Raw genomic sequence first — 6,399 nt, 5'->3', positions numbered from 1 at the left:
CCAAGTCGCGGCCCGAGATGCTGCTGGCGGCCGATGTCGCGGTGGCAAGCCGCCAACCGGCGCCGATGATCCCGGTGCTGCGCGACTGGGTGGCGGCGAATCCGCGCGATGCCACGGCCTGGCGCACGCTGGCCAATCTCTACGGCGCGCAGAACGACACGCTGCATGCGGTGCGCGCGGACGCCGAGTCGAACGTGGCGATCCTCGACTACCCGGCCGCGCGCGACCGTTTCAAGGCGGCGCAGGAACTGATCCGCCAGAGTCAGAGCGGCCGTCCGGGCGCGGTGCCGATCGACCACTTCGAGGCGTCGATCATCGACACCCGCGCGCGCGAGATCGAGGTGCTGGTGAAGCGGCAGGCCGAGGAGCCGGCGCTGCGTTGAGCCAGGGGGAGGTGGATCAGGTGGATCAGCGGCGCGTCAGCAGCCCGCCGAGCGCGCTCTCGATCAGCAGGCTGAGCACCGAGTAGAGCAGCGAGCCCACGAGCGCGGCGAGGAAGCCGTTGACGTGGAAGCCCGCCAGCAGGCCGGACGCGGCCCAGAACATCAGCGCATTGATCACGAACAGGAACAGCCCGAGCGTGACGATGGTGACCGGCAGCGTGAGCACCACCAGCACCGGGCGCACGATCATGTTGAGCAGGCCGATGACCACGGCCGCGATCAGCGCCGAGCCGAAACTGCTGACCTGGACGCCGCTGTAAAGGTAGGCCACCGCGAGCAGCGCCACCGCGCTGAGCAGCCATTTGAGGAGGATGCGCATGCGGCCCAGGATACCGCAGCACCGGGGCGGCGGCGAGACGGACATGCCCGCGAACCCGCGTGGGACGGGGCGTCGGCACCGCGATGCCCATCGGCATGGGCACAAAAAAAACGGCTCCCGAAGGAGCCGTCGTCTGGACGGGAAGGCGCGGCGCTGACGCCGCGATCCTCTTATTCCGCCAGTTCGTTTGCCAGCACCAGCAGCGCGCCCATGCCCATCACGGCACCGGGAAAGGCCCAGCCTTGCTGGCCGGCCGGCTTCTGTTCGGGCGTGACCGGCTCGAGGTCCACGCCGACCTTCGGACGGCGGGCGTCGACCACGTGGACGGCCATGTGCTCGCGCTTGAGCTGCTGCGTGAGCTCGGTCAGCGGACCCTTGGCCAGCACGGCCGTGACCTGCCCACCGTTTCGCTCCAGCAGCGGCAGCAGCTGCGCCTGCAGCTTGCTGAACCACTTCGCACGCCAGTTCTCGCGTGCGCTGTGGCTCACCCACTTGCTGATGCGATGCGTCATGCGCGGCGCGCAAGCCACGAGCACCCAGTGACGCGCCACGACGGTGTCGGCGTCCGGCGCCAGTTCGGCGAACTGTTCGCAGGCGTAGACGACGTCGTCGACGTAAAGAATGATCTTTTCCATAGGGTGCTCCTTCAGGTAGTTAGAGTGGCAGAGACGGGTCGAAATGGATAGGGGACTTTCGTGGGGCGGGCAACGGGCTCAGCTCGCGGTGGCCGGCGTCGACGCCTTGGCGCGGGCCTGGCGCGAAGCCACCCACTTGCCGATGGCCAGCACGAGCAGGGCACCGGCGATGCCGGCGGCGTACTTCACGACATCGGTCTGCGGCACCTTCGGCACCCAGGTCCAGGCGGCGGCGTTGGCCAGCGCGGGGTCGGACACGGCCATGGTGCCGGCGATCCAGCCCAGCAGCATGCCGCCGAGCGTGATGATCATCGGGAAGCGGTCCATCAGCTTGATCACGAGCTGGCTGCCCCAGACGATGATCGGGATGCTCACGAGCAGGCCGAAGATCACGAGCGGCATCTGGTGGCCTTCGCCGGCGCCTTGGGCGGCACCCGCGATGGCGATCACGTTGTCGACGCTCATCACGAGGTCGGCAATGATCACGGTCTTGACCGCACCCCAGAGCCTGTCGCTGCCGGCGATGTTGCCGTGCGCGTCGTCATGCTCGGGCGCCAGCAGCTTGATGCCGATCCACAGCAGCAGGATCGCGCCCACGAGCTTCAGGAACGGAATGGCCAGCAGGGTCAGCGCGAAGAAGATCAGGATCACGCGCAGCAGGATGGCGCCGGCGGTGCCCCACAGGATGCCCTGCGTGCGCTGGGCCGGCGGCAGCTTGCGGCAGGCCAGCGCGATCACGACGGCGTTGTCGCCGCCAAGAAGGATGTCGATCATGATGATCTGACCGACGGCGACCCAGAATTCCGGGGTCATGAACTGTTCCATAGTTTCCTCTGTGTCTTGTGACCGTCCCGCCCCACCGTTGCGTGGTGGCTGCGGGCATGGCACATGCGATGCGTTTCGATTCATCCCGGGCGGGCTGATCGAAGCGAGGAAATGAAACCGGGTGACACCGGGGGATCCAACGACGCTTCGACCAAACCTGCACAGGTTCAAATCGAAGGTCTGGCTCGGCACGCGCACGGTCGTTCGCCGACATGCGCAATGCCCGACAGGCCGGAAGTGTTGTGCTTCGTATTGACGACCTGGCGATGTCCGTCGTGGGTGCGACGGCCGGGAGCTACTCCCCTTCGTGGGCGCGATTAGAGCATCGGCGCTCGCGCGCTGGCAACCGAAAGTTTCAAGCCTTCAAACCGAAGGCGCTCAAAACCTGCATCGCAGCAAGGTCTATTGCTACAAGTTTGGTAGCGCCTATAACCTTCGGGGGTCTCGGGACATTGGCGGACTATGATCGCCCGCCCTGCCGATCTTTCTGCGTTCATGGCCGCCATCCACATCACCGACATCGAGGCCGCCATCAATCACTGGCGCGAGAAGAGCCCCTCGCCCGATGGCGTCACGCTCGCGCCCGAGCTGCGCGCGCTGGCCGAGGTCTATGCGCTCATGGTCTACCACCACGAGGACGAGGTCGACGAGGTCGGCTTCCCGGCCAAGGCCTGGGCCGCCTGGCTGGACTGGTACCAGAGCACGCCCGACACCCCCTGCATCGCGATCTGCTCCACCAGCCAGGGCGACGACCAGTGCAAGGGCTGCGGGCGCAGCTTCGACGAGGTGCAGCACTGGCCCGCGATGACGCCGGCCGAGAAGCGCGTCACCTGGCGCCGTATCACCATGGAGGATTCGGCCTGGCGCTTCAACCGCTATGCCGAGCGCGCGCGCGAGGCCGAGCCGCCGAAGTGGCCCGACGAGCCGGACGATCCCGCCGTGCCCACCGGGCCCGAAGACGCGAGCTGAACGGCCGCTCCGATGCGTCGCCTCGCGCAAGCCCCCAACCTCGCCATCGCGACGCTGTGGGTGCACGCGCTGCGCGAGGACGGCGTGGCCGCGACGGTGCAGCGCGAGTACCTGGGCGCGGCGGCCGGCCAGCTGCCGCCCGACCAGTGCCTGCCCGAGATCTGGATCGACGACGAAAGCCAGTTCGAGCTCGCCCAGCGGCTGCTGCATGCGCTGCAGCACCGGCCGCAGCGCAGCTGGCAGTGCGTCTGCGGCGAGCGGATCGAGGGCGGCTTCGAGCAGTGCTGGCAGTGCGGCGAGATGATGCCGCCCTGAGGCCCCTGCGTTATTTCCAGCGCAGCAGCTCGATGTCGACGCTGTTCGCGCCGTCGCCGAGCGTCAGCGTGTTCTCCTGGATCGTCGCCTGCAGCTGCATCGAGCGCTGCGCCAGTGCCGCGAGCGCCTGCGAGGCGGCGGTAGGCACGCGGTAGACGCGCAGGTTCTGCGGCCGCGAGAGCTTGTTCTCGATGCCGCGCCACCAGATTTCGGCCGCGTGGTTGAAGCAGTAGACGATCACCTGGTCGGCCTTGCCGCAGGCCTTGATGACGGGCTTGTCCTCGGGCTGGCCGACCTCGATCCACAGCCGGGTCTGGCCCGTGAAGTCGCGCAGCCAGACATCGGGCTCGTCCACGTTCGACAGGCCGGCGCCGAAGGCCAGCGTGCCGTCGCCGTTGCAGATGTCCTGCAGCTGGTGCGCGTTGAGCGCCAGCGCGACCAGCCGGATCATCATCCGCTCGTCGGTCTCGCTCGGATGGCGCGCCAGCGTGAGCGCATGGTCGGCGTAGTAGCCGTGGTCGATGTCGGCCACCGCGAGGTTGGCCTTGAAGATGGTGGATTTGAGCGCCATGGGTGCGCGAGTGTATGCGCGCGCTCCCGGGCCGGCGCCGGCCCGGGAGATGCCCGCCGGCCGATCAGTAGGCGACCGAGGCCTGCAGGTACACGGTGCGCGGCTGGCCCACGTACTTGCCGCCGTTGTTGTCCACCGAGCGGTTGAAGTAGCGGCGGTCGAACAGGTTCTTCACGCCCACGGCCAGCTTGAGGTTGCGCATCGTCGGGCCGAAGTCGTAGCCCGCGCGCACGTTCATCACCGCGTAGCCGGGGATGTTGCCCAGGCGGCCGGTGCTGTCCTCGAGCGTGACGTAGCGCGCATTGGTGTCGGGCGAGCCTGGCGAGCGCTGCTTCGACTGTGCGTAGATGTCGGCGTTGAAGGTCCACGGGCCGCGCTCGTAGCGCGCACCCAGCGTGGCCACCTGGCGCGAGTAGAACGGCAGGTCGCGGCCCGCGAAGGCGCCGGCCTTCTGGATCGCCTGCGTGTAGGTGTAGGTCGCCGACACCGACAGTCCCTTGAGGGCCGGGCTCAGGTCGCCGAGCTCGTAGCGCAGCGCCGATTCCAGGCCGCGGTGACGCGTGGCGCCCAGGTCGGTCCACTGGCCGACGTCGCCGGTGATCGAGCGCGCGAGCTGCAGCTCCTTGTCGAAGTTGATGTTGAACAGCGTGAGCTCCGAGCTCCAGGCCTCGCCCTTGTAGTGCGTGCCGATTTCATAGGTCTTCGCCTTCTCGGGATGCAGGCCGTCGGTGGACTGGGCGAGCTGCGCGTACTGCTGCGGCCCGAAGGACACGCCGGCGTTCGCGAACAGCGACCAGCGCTCGTTCATGCGGTACATCACCGACACGGTCGGCAGCCATTCGTTGGAGTCGATCTTCGGCGCGATCACGCTGGTGATGCGGCTGTTGGTGAGCCCCACCACGTCGTTGTGCGAGCGGATCGCCTCGTAGCGCACGCCGGGCGTCACGGTCCAGTTGCCGAAGTCGATGCGGTCGTCGATGTAGAAGGCGTTGGCGGTGGTGCCGCCGGCGCTGGTCTGGTAGGCCGGCTGCGCCAGCGTGGTGGCGTCGAAGCCCAGGCGCGGGCGGTAGTAGCTGCTGCGCGTGGCCACTTCCGAGCTGGACTCCTTGAGGTAGCGGTAGCCCACGCTGACTTCCTGCACCACGCTGCCCGAGTCGATGAGGCGCGAGTAGCGCGGCTCGATCGCGAAGGTGTGGTACTCGCGGGGCGCTGCGGTCAGGCGGCGCTGGTTGGCGGTGGTGCCCGTGCCTTCCTGCTCGAGGTGGCTGCCGCGGAACGAGTCGGTGTAGTAGGTCAGCAGCTCGAACTTGTTGATGCCGTCGTTGTGCGTGTAGCGCAGCGAGCCGTCGGTGCGCCGTCCGGTGAACTCGTCGAAGGGGCGGTCCGACTGGAACGGGTTCAGCGCGTACTGCGCCGTCGTCAGGCCGCCGGGCATGCGGCCCTGGCCTTCGAAGTGGTGCAGCGCTACCGCGATGTCGTCGGTCTTCGAGAAGCGGTAGCTGCCCTTGAGCATCACGTCGTCGATGTTCGTCTTGTCGTTGCTCTGGCGGAAGCCCTCGCCGTGCGTGCCCGAGTACAGCAGCGCCAGGCCCAGGCCCTTGTCGTTGGTGCCGCCGACGAACACGCTGGGCGTCGACTTGGTGCCGCCGCCATGGCCGGCGCTCTCCACGCCGATGCTGGCCTCGGCGGCGAAGGTCTCGGGGATCGAGCGCGTCACGAAGTTGATGATGCCGCCCACGTTCTGCGGTCCGAAGCGCACCGAGCCGGCGCCGCGCACCACGTCCACGGTCTCGATGTTGCCCAGCGACAGCGGTGCCAGCGACAGCTGCGGCTGGCCGTAGGGCGCGTAGGCCAGCGGCACGCCGTCCATCAGGATGGTGGAGCGCGGCGACAGGCGCGAGGTCAGGCCGCGCACGCCGACGTTCAGCGAGATGTCGCTGCCGCCGGTGCCGTTGCTCTCCTGCACCTGCACGCCCGGGATCTGGCGCAGCACGTCGCGCACGCTCGACGAGCCGCTCTCGCGGATCTGGCGCTGCTCGACGATGGTCCGCGCGCCGGGATGCTCGACGACCTTCTTCTCGGTCGGGCTGCCGAGCCAGTCACCGGTGACGGTGATGGCCTCGAGCGCCTTGCCGTCGGCGCCCGCGGGCGCATCGCCCTCGGCGGCGAAGCCGGGCAGGCTCAGGGGAAGCAGGGCCATCGCGATGGCGGTGCGTTGGAAGGGGGACACGGGAACTCCTCGGGTTTTTGAAATTGAAAAAGGAACGGGCGGGCGTGGGGCGCGTCGTTCGGGCAGGCCGGCGTCGTCGCGCCGTCGTCGTC

Annotated in this window: 7 protein-coding genes and 1 pseudogene; 3 read left to right on the top strand and 5 right to left on the bottom strand. The window is 68.3% G+C overall.

All coding sequences use genetic code 11. From position 1 onward, the window contains the following. Positions 1 to 383 (top strand): annotated as a pseudogene (locus tag AC27VN_RS29255) (M48 family metalloprotease); the annotation flags it as partial. A 25-nt stretch (positions 384 to 408) separates the two neighbouring features. Here AC27VN_RS29255 and AC27VN_RS29250 read toward each other — a convergent pair. The 3 genes from AC27VN_RS29250 to AC27VN_RS29240 form a co-directional block, all read right to left on the bottom strand. Further along, positions 409 to 762: a phage holin family protein gene (locus tag AC27VN_RS29250; RefSeq protein ID WP_093351452.1), complete on the bottom strand. Its 354-nt coding sequence runs from the start codon at positions 760 to 762 to the stop codon at positions 409 to 411. 170 nt (positions 763 to 932) lie between these two features. After that, entirely contained in the window at positions 933 to 1,397 is a 465-nt protein-coding gene (locus AC27VN_RS29245; RefSeq protein ID WP_093351448.1) for a hypothetical protein, read from the bottom strand. Between the two features lie 78 nt (positions 1,398 to 1,475). Then, the gene (locus tag AC27VN_RS29240; RefSeq protein WP_093351445.1) at positions 1,476 to 2,222 is read right to left on the bottom strand and encodes a TerC family protein; all 747 of its coding nucleotides are present in this window, start codon (positions 2,220 to 2,222) and stop codon (positions 1,476 to 1,478) included. A 495-nt stretch (positions 2,223 to 2,717) separates the two neighbouring features. Between AC27VN_RS29240 and AC27VN_RS29235 the strand changes: the two genes are divergently transcribed. Both AC27VN_RS29235 and AC27VN_RS29230 read left to right on the top strand, forming a co-directional pair. Further along, the gene (locus AC27VN_RS29235) at positions 2,718 to 3,191 is read left to right on the top strand and encodes a DUF3717 domain-containing protein (RefSeq protein ID WP_296774898.1); all 474 of its coding nucleotides are present in this window, start codon (positions 2,718 to 2,720) and stop codon (positions 3,189 to 3,191) included. Positions 3,192 to 3,203: 12 nt separating this feature from the next. Beyond that, a complete protein-coding gene (locus AC27VN_RS29230) occupies positions 3,204 to 3,506 on the top strand; it encodes a DUF2007 domain-containing protein (protein ID WP_413762007.1) in 303 nt (100 codons plus the stop codon). 10 nt (positions 3,507 to 3,516) lie between these two features. Here the strand turns inward: AC27VN_RS29230 and AC27VN_RS29225 are convergent, their stop codons facing one another. Together AC27VN_RS29225 and AC27VN_RS29220 are read right to left on the bottom strand one after the other, a co-directional pair. Beyond that, positions 3,517 to 4,077: a YaeQ family protein gene (locus AC27VN_RS29225; protein WP_490878810.1), complete on the bottom strand. Its 561-nt coding sequence runs from the start codon at positions 4,075 to 4,077 to the stop codon at positions 3,517 to 3,519. 64 nt (positions 4,078 to 4,141) lie between these two features. Then, a complete protein-coding gene (locus AC27VN_RS29220) occupies positions 4,142 to 6,277 on the bottom strand; it encodes a TonB-dependent receptor family protein (RefSeq protein WP_490878811.1) in 2,136 nt (711 codons plus the stop codon). Positions 6,278 to 6,399 lie beyond the last annotated feature (122 nt).

This window comes from Variovorax sp. 20P10.2.4, from assembly GCF_058244205.1.
The sequence above is the reverse complement of the archived record's forward strand: the minus strand, read 5'-3'. Positions and strand labels throughout refer to the sequence as shown.

Bases quoted from the DNA above. Each gene is read 5' to 3' on its own strand.
- AC27VN_RS29250 (WP_093351452.1), bottom strand. From the start codon at position 762: ATGCGCATCCTCCTCAAATGGCTGCTCAGCGCGGTGGCGCTGCTCGCG.
- AC27VN_RS29245 (WP_093351448.1), bottom strand. From the start codon at position 1,397: ATGGAAAAGATCATTCTTTACGTCGACGACGTCGTCTACGCCTGCGAA.
- AC27VN_RS29240 (WP_093351445.1), bottom strand. From the start codon at position 2,222: ATGGAACAGTTCATGACCCCGGAATTCTGGGTCGCCGTCGGTCAGATC.
- AC27VN_RS29235 (WP_296774898.1), top strand. From the start codon at position 2,718: ATGGCCGCCATCCACATCACCGACATCGAGGCCGCCATCAATCACTGG.
- AC27VN_RS29230 (WP_413762007.1), top strand. From the start codon at position 3,204: ATGCGTCGCCTCGCGCAAGCCCCCAACCTCGCCATCGCGACGCTGTGG.
- AC27VN_RS29225 (WP_490878810.1), bottom strand. From the start codon at position 4,077: ATGGCGCTCAAATCCACCATCTTCAAGGCCAACCTCGCGGTGGCCGAC.
- AC27VN_RS29220 (WP_490878811.1), bottom strand. From the start codon at position 6,277: ATGGCCCTGCTTCCCCTGAGCCTGCCCGGCTTCGCCGCCGAGGGCGAT.